This window comes from Hymenobacter glaciei, from assembly GCF_039539585.1.
Classification (GTDB): Bacteria; Bacteroidota; Bacteroidia; order Cytophagales; family Hymenobacteraceae; genus Hymenobacter; species Hymenobacter glaciei.
Genome location: NZ_BAABDK010000035.1, coordinates 21,440 through 38,683 on the forward strand (window position 1 = coordinate 21,440; position 17,244 = coordinate 38,683).

Below are 17,244 nucleotides of genomic sequence, written 5' to 3' on the forward strand. Positions count from 1 at the left end.
GCGGGGTAGGGTGGAAACGAAGCGGACGCGGTGGGCCGCTCTTTTTGGTTTAGGCGAATTTCACCACCACGGCCCGGTGCAGTCGGTATGGGAGCCGTTTTCGGATGACTATCTTGCGCCCGTCGCTCGCTTTTTCCTGCTGCCCGCATGGCAACCCTTCCCCCTTCCGCCCTGCCCAACGACGAACCCGCCCGGCTCCTGGCCTTGCGTTCCTTCGAGGTGCTCACCGCCCTGGCCGAGCCCGTGTTCGAAGAGTTCGTCGCGTTGGCCGCGCGCCTGTTCCAGGTGCCCATCTCGCTCCTGTCCGTGGTGGAGGAAGCCGACGTGCATTTCCCGGCCAACGTGGGCATGCCCGGCCACCGCCAGCGGCCGCGCGCGGAGTCCCTGTGCTCCACCGCCATTTCGCTGGCCCGGGCCGTGGTCTACCACGACGTGACGCTGGAACACCACCCCCCTATTCCGGCCGAGGCCCTGCGGGCGGCGGAACAAAACCACGTGCGCTTCTACGCCGGGGCCCTGTTGCGGCTGCCGGACCAACGCCCGCTCGGCACGCTGTGCCTCATCGACCGCGCGCCCCGCCCCTTCACCCCCGACGAGCAGCGCATTCTGGAGCTGCTCGCGGGCCTGGTGAGCCACACCCTGGCCGTGCGCTACCGGTGCCGCGCCCGCCCGGACGCCGGCGAAGCCCAATGGGTGCAGCTGAGCGCCGAGCTGCAGGAAGAAATCGGAGCCCTTAACTCGCTGGTGCGCTATCTCAACGCCCGCAACGGCAGCCAGGTACCCGTGCCGACGGCCTTTCTGGCCCAGGTGGAAGGCCGCCTGCACGACTTGCAAGGGGTGCTGGATGCCCACCGTTTCTAATGCAAGAAATGGCGTGGCGCCGGGCCGCGCGGTTGGTGGTGGCGGAAATGGCCTGGCAAGGGGCCGAGTTGCCGCAAACAACAAGCAATGGTCTTGGTTCGTACTGACATTACTCAACAATGCCTAAAACGGCACACAAGCCCGGCGGCCTACCAGCTGCCTTGGGTGCCCGCCCGCCGGGCTTTCCCCCTACCTATGATGAACGAAACTACCGTTAACGAAGAAGACACCATGCAGGCAGAAATAGCCGAATTTACCGTGCTGCTGGACCAGCAGGGGGTGCACGCGGCCCTGGGCTACCTGAACCACCGCACGGCGCACCGCTACACGGGCGTGTACCGTTTTGATGGGGACATGCTGCGCAGCGAGGTGCTGTTTGACCGGAATTTAGACGACGTGCGGCTGGGGGCCGACGCGCCCATGGCCGCCACGTACTGCTCGCTGGTGGGCCGCCACGAGGCGCCGGTGCAGATTCTGGACGCCGCCGTGGACCCGCAGGCACTGGGCATCGAAACGCCGGTTATTTCCTACTGCGGCGCGCTCATGCGCGATGGGCAGGGCAAGGCCTTCGGGACGCTATGCCACTATGACTTGCAGCGCTGCCAGGAGCGCACCACCGACCAGCCTCTGCTGAACGCCGCCGCGCAGCTGCTGTACCAGCACCTGCACCCGGGCGACGCGCAGTAGGCTGGGGCAACAGCTTGGTGAGTACGCCGGCGCTGGACGTGGCCTTTCGGCTGGCCGATGGGGAGGTATCATAGTCGGGGGTGCTGCTGCGTCTATCGCGCGGCGGATGAAGGCGGCCGATGCGCGGGTGCATTTGCCCCGGAGGGGTCTCCGGCAACTAGCCGGGGTTTAAGGACCGGCCGCATTTTGGGGTATGAGGGTAAAACAGAACGAGCGGACCTGGTGGCCCGCTCGTTCTGTTTTGGCGTGAAATGCGGCGATTGAATCCGGCGCAGACAGGGAAGCACCGGCTTTAGTTATTGCGGTCGGTGTCGGTGACGGTGATGACGTTGCTGCGGTCGATGGCAATGGTGTATTCGTGGCACTTGCTCACGTCGGTGGTTTTGACGTAGTCGACGTTGTTGACCTTGAGCGTGAACGTGGTGGAGCCGGCCGCGTAGTTGGCGTAGTCGGACGAGGCCCCGGCGGCCACGTTGTTGATGTTGACGGTGCTGCCTCCGGAGGTCTTTATCTGCACGCTGGCGTTTTGGGTGCCGTTGTTGGTGATGCGGGCGCGGGGGTCTTCGTCGCTGCACTTCTTGCTGCAGCCGCTGGCCGCGAAGGCGAGCACGCCGGCGAAGAGCAGGGACGCGAAGGGAGTAAGGATTTTCATGGGGTTGGGGAATGGGGTACGGATGCCCCCGGCGGGGTGCGGGAGACGATGCAAACTGCCCAAGGCGAAGATGGTGCCACGGTTCCCGCTGGGTTTTGAGCTTTTGCGGTCCATCAGGAAGGAAAAGGCGGATTCTGCCTGGCTGACAGCAAGCAAAGCTAGTCAACAGGAAAACAGTTTTTCGGCAAATCAGGCCAACGGTTTAGCAACCGTTGGCAATGAAAGCTACCTTCGCCCTTCTGCCCACCCGCTGGCTTTTTTCGGAAAGCCGCCCTACGCCGCAAGGACTCCTTACCCCACGTGCTGTACACCGACTTTGAAACCCGCTGGCTGAAATCCGGCGGCGCGGAACGGGCCAACTATGGCCTGTTTCTGACCGACCTCTGCGACCTGCTGGGCGTGGCCCGGCCCGATGCCACTTCCGACGACCCCGCGCAGGATGCCTACGTGCTGGAACGGGCCGTGACGTTCAGCAACGGCGGCCCCGGCGGCAAGGGCAGCACCGGCCGCATTGACCTCTACAAGCGCGGGTGCTTCGTGCTGGAAACCAAGCAGGGCACCGACACGCCCGACCAGCAGGCCAAGGCGGCCAAAACCGAGTTGGGCCTGCCCGCCGACAAGCGCCGCAAGGGCCACGCCGTGCGCGGCACCGCCAAGTGGGGCCAGATGATGGAGGCGGCGCGCCAGCAGGCGCTGGGCTACGTGCGGGCGCTGCCCGGCTCGGAACCCCGGCCACCGTTTGTGGTGGTGGTCGACGTGGGCTTCTGCATCGACCTGTACAGCAACTTCGCGGGGGTGGGCGACAACTACGTGCCCTTTCCGGACTCGCAGACGTACCGGCTGCGGCTGGGTGACCTGGCCGACGAGAAAGTGCGGGCCCGGCTGACGCAGCTCTTCACCGACCCGCAGCAACTGGACCCGAGCCGGCGGGCGGCGCAGGTGACGCGGCAGCTGGCCGGGCAGCTGGCAGCCCTCTCGGCGCAGCTGGAGCGGGCCGGGCACGCCTCCGACGTGGTGGCGCAGTTTCTGATGCGCTGCCTGTTCACGATGTTTGCCGAGGACGTGGCGCTGATTCCGAACCACTCGTTTTCGGGGCTGCTGGCGTCTTACGCGGCCACGGCGGAGCTGCGGGGCCTGCTGCCTGATGCGCTGCAAAGCCTGTGGCATACGATGGACAAAGGCGGCTTCGCACCCGACCTGCGGGCCAAGCTGCGGCGCTTTAATGGGCAGCTGTTTCATGATGCCTCGGCGCTGCCGCTGAATGCCGACCAGCTGACGCTGCTGCGCGAGGCGGCCAAAGCCGACTGGGCGGAAGTGGAGCCGGCCATCTTCGGGACGCTGCTGGAACGGGCCCTGGACCCCAAAGAGCGGCACAGCCTGGGGGCGCACTACACCCCGCGCCGCTACGTGGAGCGCCTGGTGGTGCCGGCCGTGGTAGCGCCGCTGCGCCGGGAGTGGGCGGCGGCGCAGGCAGCCAGCGCCCGGCGTCTGGAGGAGAACAAGCCCCGGGAAGCCCGCGAGGAGCTGGTGACGTTTCTGCGGCGGCTGACGTCGGTGCGGGTGCTGGACCCGGCCTGCGGCTCGGGCAACTTCCTGTACGTGACGCTGGAGCACCTCAAGCGGCTGGAAGGCGAAGTGCTGACTGCTATCAACAGCTACGGGCAGACGGGCCTGCTCGACCTGGGCGGCGGCACCACGGTGAGCCCGCGCCAGCTGCTGGGCCTGGAGCTGAACCCGCGGGCGGCGGCCATTGCCGACGTGGTGCTGAAAATCGGCTACCTGCAGTGGCACCTGCGCACCAACGGCATCACGCAGCTGGCCGAGCCGCTGCTGGACGAGTACCGCAACATCCGCCAGCAGGATGCCGCCCTGCGCCACGACGCGCCCACGCCCCGCCTCGACGCCCACGGCCAGCCCGTGACCCGCTGGGACGGCACCACCCGCCCGCACCCGACGACCGGCCAGCCCGTGCCCGACGAAACCGCCCGCATGCCGGTATTCGACTACCCCAACCCCCGCCCCGCCGAGTGGCCCGAAGCCGATTTCATCGTGGGCAACCCGCCGTTTGTGGGGCCGGCCCGCATGCGCGACGCCCTCGGCGACGGCTACACCGAAGCCCTGCGCCGCGCCTACAAAGGCAAGGTGCCCGACTCGGCCGACCTCGTGATGTACTGGTGGTACAATGCCGCCGCCGCCGTGCAGCGCGGCCCCGCCGAGCGGTTCGGCTTCATCACCACCAACAGCCTCAAGCAAACCTTCAACCGCCGCGTGATGCAGCCCTTCCTGGAAGGCGACCCGGCCCTGCTCACCCTCACCTTCGCCATTCCCGACCACCCCTGGGTAGATGCCGCCCAAGGGGCCGCCGTGCGCATCGCCATGACGGTAGCCGAACGCACCACCGCCGGCTCTGCGGGCCAGCTGCTGGTGCTGAAAACGGAAGCCGTGGCCGAAGGAGAAGAAGCGGCTGAAGTGACGTTTGAGGAACAGCAGGGCCAGATTATGCCAGACTTGTCAATCGGAGCTGATGTAGATAGCACCACTTCTTTGAAGGCAAATGCAGGACTTTCGAACAGAGGCGTTCAGTTATATGGAGCCGGGTTTATTTTAGAAGAGGAAGAAGCTAAGCAAATGATGGCTTCTGACAACGATAAGACGAGAGCAACAATTCGTGCCTATGTAAACGGGCGTGACCTTGCAGCAAACGGAAGGGGCGTGCTTGTAATTGACTTCTTTGGATTTACAGAAAGTGAGGCTTTACAGCAGAACCCTATTGCCTTTCAACGAATTCTTGAGAGAGTCAAACCTGAAAGGGACCAAAGTCGTGAGCCACAAGTGAAAAAGAAATGGTGGCTTCATGGTAGAACTCGTGACGATATGCGAGTGTCAACAGCAGCCTTGAGCCGTTTCATCATTACACTACGTGTATCCAAGCATAACTTCTTCGTTTTCTTAGACTCAAATACGCTTCCTGATGACAGGATTGTAATTGTTGCGTCTGATGATGCTTATCATCTCGGCGTACTTTCAAGTAAAATCCATACAGTTTGGTCGTTAGCGACTGGCAGTCGTCTTGGGGTTGGAAATGACCCTATTTATAACAATTCCCGGTGCTTTGACCCCTTCCCTTTCCCTGCCGCCACCGAAGCCCAACAGGCGGAAATCCGTAAGCTGGCCGAACAGCTCGACGGCCACCGCAAGCGCCAGCAGGCGCAACACCCCACGCTCACCCTCACCGACCTCTACAACGTGGTGGAGAAGCTGCGGGCCGGGCTGCCCCTCACGGCCAAGGAGCAAGTAACCCACGAAAACGGGCTGGCCGCCGTGGTGCTGGAGCTGCACAAGCAGCTCGATGCGGCCGTGGCGGCGGCCTACGGCTGGGCTCCCGCCCTGCCCGACGCGGAGTTGCTGACGCGGCTGGTGCAGCTAAACCAGCAGCGGGCGGCGGAAGAAGCGGCGGGCACGGTGCGCTACCTGCGGCCGGCCTACCAGGCCCCGGCGGGCGCGGGCAGCGAGCAGCTGTCGATGCGCCAGGGGCTGACCACGGAAGTGGCGGGCAGCGAGGCAACGGCCGTGCGGCGCGAGTGGCCGGCGGGACTGGCACAGCAGATGCGGGCCGTGCGCGAGGTGGTGGAAGGCAGCGCGGGGGGGGCGCTGACGGCGGCGGGCGTGGCGGGCTGCTTTGCGGGCAAGGTGCGGGCCGCGCAGGTGCAGCCGCTGCTGGAGTCGCTGGCGGAGCTGGCGCTGGTGCGGCACGTGCCGGAAATGGATGCGTATGCGATGTAGCGCGAAACCCCTACCCGACCTGTTCGAGCCAACCCGTCGCTTCGGCTTCGGTTTCGAAGCGGCGGAAATACATGCTAGCGGTGTTGGCCTGCTGCACAATCTGGCCCATGGCGAGGCGGGTGAAAACATTGTGGGACATTACGACGGCCCCGTATAGCCCGGCCGGGTGCTGGGCGGCGGTGTCGCGCCAGTAATCCACTAGCCAGTCGACTTCCTCGGGGGTGAAGGGCGCCAGCAGGCGTTGGTCGGACAGGAAGTGATGCCAGCCGTTGCGCTCCAACACGTGGCGCACGTGGCGGAACAGGCCCTGCAACTCGGACAGTTTACGCTGGCCGGCACTGAACCGGAAAAGGGCGTAGCCGTCGGGGTGCTCGTAGAGGCGGCCGACGGCGTTTTCGAAGTACAGCCTGGGAGAAGCAGGGGTCATTAACGAGGGGAAGGGAACGGGGGGCTGCGCCGGGGGGGCGTGGTGGGTTGCCAAATGTATGGCCGTTTTACGCTTTCGCGGCCTTGCCGGGGCCATGGGTAACAGAAAGCCCTTTCGGTTAGGAAAGGGCTTGCTTCAAGGTGGCGACAGGAAGATGCTGGGTTAACGGCAAGCCAGGAGCCTATCCCAAATGGCCGTCATGCAGAGCGCAGCGAAGCATCTTTACCGCAGCAGCAATCCATGTAAAAGAGGCAGTTGTGCGGTAAAGATGCTTCGCTGCGCTCTGCATGACCGTTCTTTTTTCGCCCTATTGGGATAGGCTCTAAGCGGCACGGTTGCGTAGCTCCCGGTCCACGGCATCGGCCAAGACGCTGGCTTTGGCGACGGCAGCGCGGAGCTGCTCGGCGGAGCAGTTGAATTTCTGGGCCCGGTAGCGGACTTCGTGGGTTTCGTTGACGTTGACGCGGGCACGGTCGGCGGGGCCGCGGTCTTGGAGGTTATCGGGCAGGGGGAAAGCAAGATTAGTGGCTTGGGCTGAGGCTTATCAGGCGGCTTGACGATGCAGCCCCCGGCTTTCGAACGACTGCTGGAACTGGGCGAAATCGTGGGCGACGAAGGCCAGGCCGTGGGCGGCTTTGAGCTCGGTGAGGAAGGTGCGCTGGTCGTCGCGGAGCTGGTCACGGCCGGCTTTGACTTCGACGCCGATGAATAGGCCGTCGCGGTTGCGGAAGCCGATGATGTCGGGGACGCCGCGGCGGCTTTGGGGATTTACGCGCCAGCGGGCTTTGGCGGCGTCGTAGATGCCAGTGGTGTTCTGGCGCCAGACGGTGTAGCCGTGGTGGGTGAGGAAGGCCAGGATGGCGCCGGTGATGTCGGCGGCGTAGAGCTGGCCGAGGTCGAGGGGCAGCTGGTCGTGCTTGCGGGCGAGGGCCATGGCGGGGGGTTCGGGGTTCATGAGCGGACGCGGTATTTGTCGGCCAGGGCCTGGTCTTCGGTGCGGTGGCGGGCGTTGATGGCGGCCTGGGCCTCGGGGCGGGGCTGCCAGTCGGCGCGGGCTTTGCGGACGTTGGCGGCGGCCACGTCGGCGCGGCTTTGGGCGGCCTGGGCGGGGGTGATGAGGCCGCGGCGCTCCCGGGCGGCGGTGAGGCTGAGTTTGCGGCGCAGTTGGTCGGCGTTGGGGTGGTCGGGGGCGATGCGCAGCTGCAGGTGCTGCGTCAGCTGCGGGCCGAACTGGCGGAGCTGGGCCACGGCGCTGTGCTCCAGGCTACTGCCCTGGGCCTTGCGGTCGTGGTGCTGGCTTTCGAGCCAAGTGGATTTCTTGTCGAAATAGGCGTTGATGATGGCGTAAATCTGGCTGGCATCCAGGGCCTGGTAGAAGATGGTGCCGCTCGTGCGGGCTTCTTTGAGGGCCAGCAGAATGTCCTTGATGCTGTCGTGGGTGTAGGTTTGGGCCAGGGTGTCGGCCACTTCGATGATGTCGGCCGGGCCGAGCTTGTCGGGTACGCGCACCGAGTCGACGAAGCATTTGAGGAGAAGTACCAGCAGCTTGACCACGGTGGCCTCGCCGAGCCGGTGGTTGAGCTGGAAGATTTTGGGGGCGGCGAGGGCCACGGTGCGGTTGAGGCCCACCGACATTTCGGCCACGATTTCGCTGGCTTCCTCGTTGGGGGTGCGGGCCAGCTCACGAATCGTAGCGGCTGCTGCGGTAGCCAGTAGGGCGTGCTCCGGCGTGGCCGGCTGCAGCGTTGGGGCGGTGGACGCCGGGAGCGAGTTTGAGGCGGTTATCGCGAGCATCGTTGAGCATGAAGCGTTTGGCGGTGGCTACCCAATCTTTGCGGCGGGGGGCTTCGCCGGTGGTTTTGTCGCGCCAGCTGGCGACCAACTCGTGGTAGAAAGGCAGGTCAGCCAGGGCGTAATCGGTGCCGGCAAATGCGGCGGTGAAGTCTTCGAGCGAGGCTATCACCGATTGAGCGAAGGGCAGGTCAGGGGCTGGGCCGCGCCGGGCCGATTGATTGGGCGGGGCGGTGGCCGCAGCGCGGATGGTGTCGGCGTGTACCCCCTTCTTTTTTTGCGCAACTTTTTTCTTGGGGGCTGCGCCTGGCGGCGGCTGGGAATCGTCGGACAGTTCCGGCTTTTTTGAATGCCCGTCGTCTGGGGGTGAAGCCCCTCCCCTATTTTTTTGCGCAGCGGCAGCGCTGTTTACTACTACACTGTTTAAGAGTATTGTTTTACTTACTATAGTGTCTTGGGCCACTTCTGGCCCACATGAAGCCTTCATCGGGGCCACTTCTGGCCTAAGTGCTTGGGTCAGTTCTGGCCCCGATGCGGCGGTTTTATGTGGGCCAGAAGTGGCCTCGGTGCGGGGGTTCATCGGGGCCACTTCTGGCCCTGGTGCGGCGGGTCTGGGTTGTGCCACGTCGGGACAGGACAAGTCGCGCAGGAGGCAACGGCTTTGGTCGTAGCGGGACTGGCTGGGGTGGTAGGTAAGCAGGCTCCAAGTGTCGAGGTCGCGCAGTACGGCGCGGTAGGTATGGCGGCTGCCGATGCGGGCAGCCTGCATGGTGGCGGCATGGTCGAGGTCGAGGGCTGCGGGGAAGCGGGCGGCGTTCCACTGGAAAAACAGGGCCCAATACAGGCTGACGTGGTGCGGGGTGGCCCCGGCCTGGGCGCGTAGCCACTCGTGGGCGGCGCGGGTGTGCTGCACATAATTCACGGCGGCGGGCTACTGGGCCCCGCCAAGCTGCGCGGCGGCGGGCTGCTCGAACAAATCGAGTTGGCGGAATTCGGTGCATTTGCCCCGTAGCGCGGCCTCTACCTCGGCTAAGGCCTCCAACAGCTCGGTTTCGAGCAGGGGAGCGTAGAGGTAGCTGCCCTGCTCGTCATCGAAGGACTGGTAGGGCGTGGTCAGGTTGAGCACCCGGCCACCGATTAGCTCGCGCTGGCCTATGAGCGTGACTCCGCTTTGGTTGCGGCCCATCGAGAAGCCGGTGACGGTGAATTGCTCGAATAGCGCGGGTAACTCTTCGGATTCGTCGGGCCAGTAGTCGGGGCCTTCGGTCAGTTGCTCGGTGAGCAGGCAGAGGTGCGGCACCAGGCGGCTGAGACGATGGGTGAGGTCAGGGTGAACCTGTTCGGCACAGGTCAGGGCGAAGCTGCGCGGGGGCGCGTCCTGGGTGCGCTGCTCGGTGAACTCGCACGTTAGGTGCTGGTCCTTGAGTTTGGCCTTCTGGATGGTGATGATGGAGGCAGCGGCCTCAGGATTGTCTGGGACGGACCCGGCTGGGCCGACGACAGGTAATAGCTGGGACATGGTTGGCGAGAATTAGGGATGGAATGGGCAAAGCGGTGCCAGCAATGCCTTTTTTAGGGCATTGTGCGCAAGGAGAATCAGGAAGAGGGTTATGCTTAGGCGGCCAGGGCCTGGCGGCGGGCGTCGAACGCAGCGCGGGCCTGCTTCTCGGCTTCGATGGCGTCGAGCACGGCGGTGGCGATGATGGGGTTGTTGCGGCCGTCGCGCTGGATGGTGGTGTAGATGGCAGAGCGCGTATAGGTGTGGCCCTGCTCGATGAGGCGGCGCAGGGCGTCGCCGACCACATTGGTGCGGTCGCCGAGAGCCTTAATCAGCTCGTGCAGGGTGGGTGGCTTGTCCATTTTGTTATCCCTGTCTTCCATTTTACTATCCTTGTTTTCCATTTTGTTATCCGTGACGTACATTTTGTTATTCATGACGTACATTTGTAAGAATTACTAAGGCAATTAACGCACAAATGCGGAAATACACTGCCTAATGTACACTAAACGAGGCCCACATTTATGGAATCTGTTGAGCAACAACCCAAAAAAGAAATGTCAGCCGGCGTAGATGGGGACACCGGTGGCCGCATCAAGCAGCTTTTTGAGCATTACCGCCTTAGCACCTATGAAGCGAACCAGAAACTGGGCTACGCCCGGTCCTCAAAGCTGTACAAAGTGCTTAGCGGGGACGTGAAGCCGTCGTATGAAACGACGACGGATTTGCTGTCGGCCTTTCCGGATGTATCGGCCGAGTGGCTGCTGATGGGCAAGGGGCCGATGCTGCACAGCGCGCAGCCGGCCGCTATTGAAATGCCTAAACCAGCGGCGCAACTACCGCGGGCGGTGTTCAGCAGCGCACAGGTGTTGACCGTGACGCTGGACCGGACGGGCAACGAAACCACGATGCTGGTGCCGCTGTCGGTGCAGGCGGGTTACCCGACGCTATGCAACGAGGCGGTGTACCTGCAGGACATGAAATCGTACCACCTGCCGGGTTTCGAGTACGGCGAGTACCGGGCGTTTGAGGTGGACGGGGACAGCATGTACCCGACCTTTCGGCACCGCGACATCGTGGTGTGCAAGAGCGTGGACCGGCTGGACCTGCTCAAACCGGATGAGTGCTACGTGGTGGTAACCCATGAAAACCTGTTGCTCAAGCGCATTCCGGCCGTGATTACCGACCGGCGCGGGACGTTCGAGCTGCACTCGGACAACCCCGCTTTCAAGCCCTACAAGCTGCCGGTGGAGGATTTGCAGCAGCTGTGGATGGTGCGGGGCTACCTCTCGTCGAACATTCCGGGCAAGCCCGACTATACGGCGGCCCGCCTGATGGAGCGGCTGCAGGAGGTGATTGAGCTGCTGGGCCACGATTACAACGAAGTGCGGCAGTTTCTGAACCAGGGGGCCGCGGCCACGGCGCGGAAATAGCGCTACGCACGGCCGGCCCCCTTTCCGGTTTTGACGGTGCGCTTCTCGGATTTGAGCGCGGCCAGTACCTCGGCGCGTTTGAGGTAGGTGCGGCGGCCCATCTTGTGGTAGGTAAGCAGGCCGCGGCGCTTCCACTCGTGGACGGTCTGGGGGCACACGTCAAGCATCTCGGCGGCCTCCTGCACGGTCAGCAGGTCGGTGGCAGGGGTGTCAGACGTGCCCTGGGCCGTGGCGGGACGCTGGTTGGTTTCGTGCCGGAAGATGGCCCGCAGGTCTTCGAGCAGCTGAGCATAGGGAACGGGGCTTAGGATGAAGGGCTCCATGTGCGGGTGCCGCTGGGGGTGTTGGCCAGCGACGGCACAAAGGGAGCCTGTTTTTCATGCGGGGTCAATCGTCCGCATGAAGTCCGCACGAATCCCGCACGAACGCACGTAAGGTCTGCACGAAAATCAATGTTCTGCTTTCCAGATGGTAATCCAACGCAGAGACTCGGCGTAGTAATCGTGAAAGGCGTTGCTGGCTTGGCCTTTCGTGTCGTAGTTAGCCATGCGCAGGCTGATGTCAGCCTTGAACTCGGTTACGAAGATTTGCCGCCACGTTGGCCCTTCCAGCTTCAGCAGTAGCCCTTTATCGGCCAAGGCCCGATAGGCGGCGGGGAAGGCACTTTTCACTTTGCCGGGCTTGCCGGTCAACTCGCCCAAGTGCCAGTGGCCGGTTTGGGCGTCGATGGCACCGAGCTGTGCGAGCAGGTCGCGGACGTTGGCCGGAGTAAGTCCGTTTTGGCACAGCATTTCCAGGTTTTGCGGCTTGGCATCGGGCGGGGGCAGCGGCGGCTTGGCGGCGGGAGCTGGCCGTGGCACTGACTGCCGGAACTGTTCGGCCACGTTGCCGAGGCTCTGGGTGCGGCTGCGCCCGGCAAAGGGTATCAGCACCCCAAACAAGTAGCGGAGCAGCTGCCGGGTGCTGTGGTCGTCCGTGCGGTACATCACCCGGCGTTGCGCCGTAGCCTCCCATTCGGCCCACAGGCTGGCCCTGGCCCCGCGCAGCCGGGAGCTGCCGGCGTACTCGCAAACTGCTTCGGTGAGCCGCACGGCCAACCAGGAGAAAAAGTATGTGTCGATGAACAGCGTGCGGTTGTAGTCCTCCTCGTAGGCGCGGATGGGTGACGTGCCCTGCACCCGCTTGAGGTCATCGGCTGCTTCGGGGTATCCCTCCCTGTTTGTGCCCCCTCCCATCGTCAACCGGCACAGGTACCTGATTCGAGTTTCGGGGGTGCCGCATTGGGCCAGGTGTTCTTCGAAATAGTCGACCAGGTTATCGGAAGAAAACGGGCTGGGTGCGCTCAGCCAGTCGCTCAGGTCGAATGCCAGGCTTTCGTAAGCGTCGCCTACTTCCAGCGGAAGTGCGTCGACTGGAATGGGGTATTGGCGAATAACGGCCACGAATGCCTGTTTGGTGAGGTAGAAAATGGAGGGCTGGCGCGGGCCTCGTTACGCGAAGGCGCGGGAAAACTCGCTCAGCATTGTGTCTTCGCTCACATTGACGTAGCGCCGGAACGCGGCCAGACTTTTGTGGCCCGTGATGCGCATCACCACCTCGGGCCGCACCCCGGCCTCCAGGGCCAGCGTGACGAAGGTGCGGCGGGCGGTGTGCGTGGTCACGAACTCGTACTTGGGGGCGGTGTGGGCGCGACGCTGGCCGCCGGCATAGCGCACCCGCTCGGTGGGAGCCTCGATGCCGGCCAACTGCGCCAGCTCTTTGAGGTGGCCGTTCAGCTTCTGGTTGGCAATGGGGCGCAGGGTGCCGGCGGTCACGCGGGCCAGCAGCGGCTGGGCCTCGGGGCGCACTGGCACGGTGAGCGTGGTGCGGGTTTTCTGGGTGGTTAGGCGTAGGCGGTCGGGCTGGACGTGTTCGGGCTTCAAGGCGGCTACGTCGGAGAAGCGCAGGCCGGTGTACACGCCAATCAGGAAAAGGGCGCGGGCATTGTCGAGGGTGGGGTGGGTATTCAGGTCGAGGTCAGCGAGGCGCTGCACCTCAGCGCGGGTCAGAGTTAGAATTTCCGGCTCTTGGTGCTGCCAGCGGAATTGCTTGGGCTCGACAACGACGGGGTAGCCGTTTTCCTGAGCCCACACCAAAAAGTGCTTGATGCGAAACAGGTTTTTGTTGATGACGCTGTCGATGAGGTTGCGCTTGGTGAGCAGGTAGCGGGCAAACTTCTCGCCGAAGCCGTGGCTCACGGTGTCGAAGTCGATGGCGTAGCGTTCGATGCGTTGCATGTCGCGCAGGTGGCGCAGGCAGGTGCGGTACGTGCGGACGGTGTTGGGGCTTTGCGTGAGGCCGCGGTTCTCTATCCAGTTGGAGAAGGTGGTGAGCAGGTCCGGACGGGCGGGGGCTTCGATGTCTGCGCTGTCGAGAACAGGTTCCGGCTCCGACGCACTTTCTACGGGCTCGGCCACGGTCTTCAGGGTGGCCAGCGTTGGCAGGGTGCCCACGGCGCGGTGGTCGTCGTAGCACTTGAGCAGCCGGGTCTTGGTGTCCTCTAAAGTATCGTTGATGCTGCTGTTGTTGGTATGCGAATAGCCGCGCGTCAATGCCTTTTGGTCTTCCTTGTTCCAGTGCTGCGGAATGATGGAAATGCCAACGTAAACCTTGTGGCGCTGGCCGTCGAAAGTGACGGATGCAATGATGGGCGTGGGCTTGTCGGCGGCCGGATTATAGAGCAAAAATGTTACCTTAGCCATGCTTTAGAGGGGTTTTAGTTGCCACTCTAAAGATACAAACGGCTGTCCGATATCGGACAGGAAATCGGACAGTTTGGACTTTATTAACGGATTTAATCAGATACTAACCGATGCTGAAATTTTGACAAAGGCGTTTTCAGTCGGTTTGAGAGGGTTTTAGCACGTGTAGCGTCGGGTGGGGTCGGGGTGCTTTATTCCTTACACGACCACAGAAATACCCCTTTGCAGCTCGCAAAGGGGCATTTTGCTTTTCAAGGGTACACGTAGGGGTACACGGGTTGACTTTTTCGCCAAGTATACGCGGCTTATCTGGCTACATAAGGGGCCGCCCCAGCCACGTCAGCAGGCCCCAAAGGATTGCCATACAAGCCGGCATTATATAGAAGTTGCGGGCATCGAATTGGTCTGGTTGTTCATCTGGTTGCACAGTTGCAAGGTAACGTATCTTTGTGCAAGCCCGAAATGTTGTAATTACCAGTTCTGCCAAACGGTTAGCCCCGCGTTCATCAATTAGGGCGCGGTGCTAATCAAAGCTACCTAGCAGCCAGCTAGCGTCCCCTTCGTTGGTCAATCGGTTTGCGCCTCGTTCGTCGGGGCTGGGGCCGCCAAGTTTTAGCGTTACTTCAATGGTTGACCTTTCCGTATCGGCGGCTAGGGTGGTGCGTTGCAGCTTCGGGGTTATGAATTCGGCCAGCTTCACGTAGGCGTCAATGTAATCCTTGCCGGTAAGGGTGTCGAGTTGCGCGGCCAGCTTCGCGGCGTCGGCGCCAGCCAAGGCGGCGCTCATGACTTCGCGGGCCGTCGTAGTGGCCTTGTTGGGGGTGCCGGGTTTGCGGCCCGTGGGGTTGCCGGAAATGCCTTTTTCGTAAGCCATAATCAGGGGTTAGGGTTGTTAATCGTTGTTGTTTACAGGAAATGGGCGGCGGGGCTTTTTCGTGGGCAGCCGGTGGCTTCATCATTTCAAGTCGGCTAACATATCGGCAAAAGGGTCTTTGGCGTCCTCTCCCAGCTGAGCGCTCACTTTGGAACGAGCGGCCGGGGTAAGCCCGAATTGGGAAAGCATGGCCAAAGCGCGGCGCCAGGCATCGGCGGCAATGGCCACTTCGGGGTTCGGGCGGCGCATGATGTTGCCGCTAACGGTGGTGGTCTCGTAGGTTAGCCCCCGGTCTTGCACGGCTTGTCGGGCTTGCGCCCACTCGGCTAGTGCTTCCGTCAGCAGTTGCAGGGCGGGGCCATCGGCCACGGTACATACCTTCACGTCCAGCAGCACGCCCCCAACGTCGCCCTAGTACTGCCGAGCCTTGTCGCTCAGCCAGTTGGGCGGGGTCGGTAAGAGCACAGAAGGCGTGGGCTCGTGGGCGTTGGCGCGGCTGGGTTGCAACGTGCCGGCCAAGGTGTTAAGATGGGTTGGTTTGGGAGGGCGTCCGGCTGGCATATAACGGAATTTAAAGGGCGATAAGTAAGAGGTGAGGGCAAACTTTTTGGAGTCGAATTATGCACGCGTGTGTGTGAAGGGATATATGCGGTTACCATATGGAGCCGTGCGAGGGACTTAGCCCCCCCACCCCTTCATTATGCACGTCAAAGAAATCTCCTCAGGCAGCGGTCTAGCCTAGAGGCATGGGTGTGAGCTGATTATCAGTATCGTGCTTGTGTTGCTGATTAATTTCTGAAACGTATTAATGGAAGTCGCGTACAAGGGGGCCGCTCCTGTTTTAAGCTGGTATAGTGTTTGCCTAAGCAGTACTTAAGGAGCGTTGATTTCTTGTTATTACTCACATCTTATCCAATCTACACTATGAAAATCTCCCTGAATAAACTCGCCGCTTTTGCTCTTTTCACGGGCCTCACTTTTGCTGGTGACCTAGTCCAGGCTCAAAACCGCATTGGCCTCGCTGTCCAACAAGGCAATGGGGCATACGTCCAGAAAACTGACCGCGTGGGGTGCACAAGCAACGCCTTTCTCGGCATCCCGACTTTGGCGCAGAATGGCTGTGTGAACATGAAACAGGTTAAGTTTATCGTAGCGCCCTCCGGCCAGTCCTCTTCTGTTTGGAAAGGCACAGTACCTGCTGAGTCGCGTCCCAGCACGCGCATAACATTCAACTCTACTTACACTGAAGAGGTTGAAGGCCCGACCAAAGGCCTGGTTTACAATACGGTAGCCGTAACCGAGCCCAATGGCGACGTAACCTTTACGCTTACTGCGCGCGGTAACAAGATGGCCGGTAAAGCCGCGTCGAAGAAGTAAGCGCCTGTTGCAGAATACGCAGTTGCTAAAAAGCCCCACTCTAACCGGTGGGGTTTTTTATTGCCGGTGAGTGCCAGGCCTAGGTGAAGGTGCCACCATCGAGCATTACGACTACAACTTGCAAGCCACCCTATACTCAGGCCCGTTAGTGGCGGTCCGCTTTATCATCATCGGTGTGCAGAAGCCGCGCCTCAAGCGGTTAAAGCGCCCCCCTGAGGTCTGGCAGGTCGAGGCAACGCCGACCCCTGGCTGCATCGAGCAGGGTCGCAAAAAGTACCTGCGTCTGCTCAAGGCCTTTACCCAACATTAGCCCCACCCCTTCATGCTCACAGTAGGCCCTGATTTGCCCCGCGCCCGGCTCCCCCGCCCCTGAGCACCCCCGGCATCCTGCCCCGATAAATTTCCGCCCATTAAGTCTCGAAGCCCCTGCCGACACCCAATACCATCCTGCCGACCACAAAAAAAGCCCCCGGCCGTGGCGGAAGCAACCGAGCGGCCCAGCGCGTCAAACACCGTCACCACCGTGCCCGGTATCGCGCCCGTGGGCGTGGCCGCGCCGCCGTGGGCCGGGTTGGTGTAGAGCTGCACGGCCGTGGCCGCCCGGCCCGCCGCGGTGGCCAGGGCATCGCTGCGGGCGCTGGAGCGCAGCGTAAGGGCGTTGCCGTTGATGGTCAGGTTGCCGGTGAGGGCCAGCAGTTCGGCCGCTTGCTCTATGTGCCAATACAGGCTGTTTAGTGCGTTGCTCAGTACCGTTAGCTCGTAGTAGCGTTGGGCCTGTCCGACAATGGAAAGCGCGGGCTTTTCGCTGTGGGCTTCATGGGCAAAGGCTACCCGGCAAGCTCGCATGGATTCGCGGGGCGTGCTGAATATTTCCAGCGTAGCTAGGCCGCTCATATAGGCATAGAACAACTGAGCCAGTGGGGTATCGGTTTTGATTCTTTCTAAAATGAAGCTTCGCATGAGGTTGGGTAAATCAGTTTTGCATTGGTGTGCCATTTGTGCCGTGCCATTTTTGGCATTGGCACAAATGGCATAGTCAGCCGCTCGTTAGCCAGTTGCCCACGGTGCGGAAGGGTACGCCCGTTTGCTCGGCTATTGCCCGGTAGCTCAGGCCGGCCGC

19 protein-coding genes are annotated in these 17,244 nt (G+C 62.4%); 5 read left to right on the top strand and 14 right to left on the bottom strand.

Features of this window, described 5'->3' with window-relative positions; genetic code table 11:
- Nucleotides 1-147 precede the first annotated feature (147 nt).
- A complete protein-coding gene (locus ABD837_RS23445; protein ID WP_345059462.1) occupies nt 148-861 on the top strand; it encodes a GAF domain-containing protein in 714 nt (237 codons plus the stop codon).
- A gap of 195 nt (nt 862-1,056) precedes the next feature.
- Nucleotides 1,057-1,548 (top strand): hypothetical protein, encoded by a 492-nt coding sequence (locus ABD837_RS23450; RefSeq protein WP_345059464.1) that lies wholly within the window; start codon nt 1,057-1,059, stop codon nt 1,546-1,548.
- 292 nt (nt 1,549-1,840) lie between these two features.
- Here the strand turns inward: ABD837_RS23450 and ABD837_RS23455 are convergent, their stop codons facing one another.
- Nucleotides 1,841-2,200: a hypothetical protein gene (locus ABD837_RS23455; RefSeq protein WP_345059466.1), complete on the bottom strand. Its 360-nt coding sequence runs from the start codon at nt 2,198-2,200 to the stop codon at nt 1,841-1,843.
- 300 nt (nt 2,201-2,500) lie between these two features.
- Between ABD837_RS23455 and ABD837_RS23460 the strand changes: the two genes are divergently transcribed.
- Nucleotides 2,501-5,983, top strand: a complete 3,483-nt coding sequence (locus ABD837_RS23460) for a class I SAM-dependent DNA methyltransferase (RefSeq protein ID WP_345059468.1) — start codon at nt 2,501-2,503, stop codon at nt 5,981-5,983.
- A 10-nt stretch (nt 5,984-5,993) separates the two neighbouring features.
- Here ABD837_RS23460 and ABD837_RS23465 read toward each other — a convergent pair whose 3' ends face one another.
- The 7 genes from ABD837_RS23465 to ABD837_RS23490 all read right to left on the bottom strand — a co-directional run bounded on the left by ABD837_RS23465 (nt 5,994) and on the right by ABD837_RS23490 (nt 10,136).
- Nucleotides 5,994-6,410, bottom strand: coding sequence for a hypothetical protein (locus ABD837_RS23465; RefSeq protein WP_345059470.1), 417 nt, complete (start codon nt 6,408-6,410; stop codon nt 5,994-5,996).
- A gap of 322 nt (nt 6,411-6,732) precedes the next feature.
- Complete coding sequence (locus tag ABD837_RS25090) at nt 6,733-6,918, bottom strand: DUF3606 domain-containing protein (RefSeq protein WP_425554387.1); 186 nt, start codon at nt 6,916-6,918, stop codon at nt 6,733-6,735.
- 36 nt (nt 6,919-6,954) lie between these two features.
- Nucleotides 6,955-7,365, bottom strand: coding sequence for a VRR-NUC domain-containing protein (locus ABD837_RS23470; RefSeq protein ID WP_345059472.1), 411 nt, complete (start codon nt 7,363-7,365; stop codon nt 6,955-6,957).
- The gene (locus ABD837_RS23475) at nt 7,362-8,204 is read right to left on the bottom strand and encodes a hypothetical protein (RefSeq protein WP_345059474.1); all 843 of its coding nucleotides are present in this window, start codon (nt 8,202-8,204) and stop codon (nt 7,362-7,364) included. The genes ABD837_RS23470 and ABD837_RS23475 overlap by 4 nt, the downstream gene beginning before the upstream one ends.
- Nucleotides 8,092-9,123 (bottom strand): hypothetical protein, encoded by a 1,032-nt coding sequence (locus tag ABD837_RS23480; RefSeq protein ID WP_345059476.1) that lies wholly within the window; start codon nt 9,121-9,123, stop codon nt 8,092-8,094. The genes ABD837_RS23475 and ABD837_RS23480 overlap by 113 nt, the downstream gene beginning before the upstream one ends.
- 9 nt (nt 9,124-9,132) lie before the next feature.
- A complete protein-coding gene (locus ABD837_RS23485) occupies nt 9,133-9,720 on the bottom strand; it encodes a hypothetical protein (protein ID WP_035565256.1) in 588 nt (195 codons plus the stop codon).
- A 95-nt stretch (nt 9,721-9,815) separates the two neighbouring features.
- Nucleotides 9,816-10,136, bottom strand: coding sequence for a hypothetical protein (locus ABD837_RS23490; protein ID WP_345059480.1), 321 nt, complete (start codon nt 10,134-10,136; stop codon nt 9,816-9,818).
- A 120-nt stretch (nt 10,137-10,256) separates the two neighbouring features.
- Between ABD837_RS23490 and ABD837_RS23495 the strand changes: the two genes are divergently transcribed.
- Nucleotides 10,257-11,132, top strand: coding sequence for a S24 family peptidase (locus ABD837_RS23495; RefSeq protein WP_345059482.1), 876 nt, complete (start codon nt 10,257-10,259; stop codon nt 11,130-11,132).
- 2 nt (nt 11,133-11,134) lie between these two features.
- On the opposite strand, the gene ABD837_RS23500 is transcribed toward ABD837_RS23495, so the two are convergent.
- The 5 genes from ABD837_RS23500 to ABD837_RS23520 all read right to left on the bottom strand — a co-directional run bounded on the left by ABD837_RS23500 (nt 11,135) and on the right by ABD837_RS23520 (nt 15,131).
- Nucleotides 11,135-11,455: a helix-turn-helix domain-containing protein gene (locus tag ABD837_RS23500; protein WP_345059484.1), complete on the bottom strand. Its 321-nt coding sequence runs from the start codon at nt 11,453-11,455 to the stop codon at nt 11,135-11,137.
- A 126-nt stretch (nt 11,456-11,581) separates the two neighbouring features.
- Nucleotides 11,582-12,574: a hypothetical protein gene (locus ABD837_RS23505; protein ID WP_345059486.1), complete on the bottom strand. Its 993-nt coding sequence runs from the start codon at nt 12,572-12,574 to the stop codon at nt 11,582-11,584.
- A gap of 48 nt (nt 12,575-12,622) precedes the next feature.
- Nucleotides 12,623-13,873: a site-specific integrase gene (locus ABD837_RS23510; RefSeq protein ID WP_345059488.1), complete on the bottom strand. Its 1,251-nt coding sequence runs from the start codon at nt 13,871-13,873 to the stop codon at nt 12,623-12,625.
- Nucleotides 13,874-14,396: 523 nt separating this feature from the next.
- Entirely contained in the window at nt 14,397-14,747 is a 351-nt protein-coding gene (locus ABD837_RS23515; RefSeq protein ID WP_345059490.1) for a hypothetical protein, read from the bottom strand.
- A gap of 81 nt (nt 14,748-14,828) precedes the next feature.
- The gene (locus tag ABD837_RS23520) at nt 14,829-15,131 is read right to left on the bottom strand and encodes a phage terminase small subunit P27 family (RefSeq protein ID WP_345059492.1); all 303 of its coding nucleotides are present in this window, start codon (nt 15,129-15,131) and stop codon (nt 14,829-14,831) included.
- A gap of 540 nt (nt 15,132-15,671) precedes the next feature.
- Here ABD837_RS23520 and ABD837_RS23525 point away from each other — a divergent pair.
- The gene (locus tag ABD837_RS23525; RefSeq protein ID WP_345059494.1) at nt 15,672-16,124 is read left to right on the top strand and encodes a hypothetical protein; all 453 of its coding nucleotides are present in this window, start codon (nt 15,672-15,674) and stop codon (nt 16,122-16,124) included.
- 306 nt (nt 16,125-16,430) lie between these two features.
- Here the strand turns inward: ABD837_RS23525 and ABD837_RS23530 are convergent, their stop codons facing one another.
- Entirely contained in the window at nt 16,431-17,084 is a 654-nt protein-coding gene (locus ABD837_RS23530) for a hypothetical protein (RefSeq protein ID WP_345059496.1), read from the bottom strand.
- Nucleotides 17,085-17,244: the final 160 nt, after the last annotated feature.